Raw genomic sequence first — 1,287 nt, 5'->3', positions numbered from 1 at the left:
CCGGCAAGAGATAAGCCGGGTTGTTCAGGAACCGGAGCACACCTGCGTCCAGTTGGTCGCGTACATGCGCCGCCTGGCCATCCGAGCCGCCTCGGAACGCCAGCCTCACCGTGAGATCAGTGACCCGCTCCCCCTGATACGAGAACCGCCGCGCATCGAAGCCCGACCGCACCACAAAGCGGGGACGGCTGTCGCGCGGGCCACGCAACTGCGGTGTCGGCGGTGAGGGCACCTCAGTCGTGCTGTCCGTTCCGCTCTGCGGCAGTCGAGGCCTGGCCTCGTCCGTCGTACTGCTGCTCTGGACCGGCGTGGCGGTCTGGATGCTGTCGCCCTGGTTGTTGAAAGCGACGCTGGTGCCCAGGCCCAGGAAATTGTTGGTGACGTTGTACCAGGACTTGTCCGCCGGCACGAGCGCCCTCACCGGGCTGTCGTCCGCCAACCGGGCCGTGAACATTTCCTTGTAGGCGTTGTAGACCTTCGCCGTGTAACGGGGTTCCCAGGCCGCGTCCTTGCGCCTGTCGTTCGTCAGCGCAATCGTCGCCAGGTCCATCAGATACGTGTCGATCAGATCCGTGACGTCCTTGGCCTTCGCCCCCTCCTCCCCGACACGCGCGTCTTCCGCCAGGACACCGGCCATCTTCACCACGATGTCCCGGTAGATCCCATGCCGCGTACTACTGGGGAACGCCGCCATGATGTGATCCGCCTGACCCGCACCCTCCGTATTCATCGTCCGCGGCGACTTCAGATCCGCCAGCCCCGGCACCGCCAGCGGAACCCCTTGGAACATCTCCTCCTCATCCGGAATGTTCGTATTCCGGGAAGCCAACGGATGCAGACCGATCTCATGGGCCAACATCCCCATGACGTAGCCGATGTCGTACTTCTCGAAGTAATAGCTCGCCAGGTTGATATCGACACCGGCGTCACCGCGGTCGATCACATCGGCCGGGGCCTCCCGCGTCCGCAGTTGCAGGGTGATTCGCACCTGGCGGTTGCCGATGTACTCCTTGATCGTGTCGTGCTTCCGCAGTACGTCAATGATCCGCACCGCCCTGTCGCGGTACTTCTCGTTCGTGTGCTGGAGATTGGTGAACTGGAAGTTCCCCGATGTGAAGGGGATGAGCGTCGGTTCAGCCGCAGTCGCAGCGGCAGGAGTGGGGGTGACCGTGGGCGGTGTGTTCGGGTCCTCCTGCATGCGCGCCGGGACCTCGGTCACCTCCGGGCTCCCGTCCGCCGGGCGGGGCAGGGAGACCGGGTCCACCCACACCGCCTCCCGCAGAATGC

General features: G+C 64.9%; 1 protein-coding gene. It reads right to left on the bottom strand.

Features of this window, described 5'->3' with window-relative positions; translation table 11 throughout:
- Positions 1–1,219 (bottom strand): hypothetical protein (locus ACLVWQ_RS35605; protein WP_414113403.1); only part of this gene is annotated, 1,219 nt, incomplete at its 3' end.
- Positions 1,220–1,287: the final 68 nt, after the last annotated feature.

This window comes from Streptomyces sp. CWNU-52B, from assembly GCF_047444975.1.
GTDB lineage: Bacteria > Actinomycetota > Actinomycetes > Streptomycetales > Streptomycetaceae > Streptomyces.
Note: the sequence above shows the minus strand (reverse complement) of the source record. Positions and strands in the feature narration are given on the sequence as shown.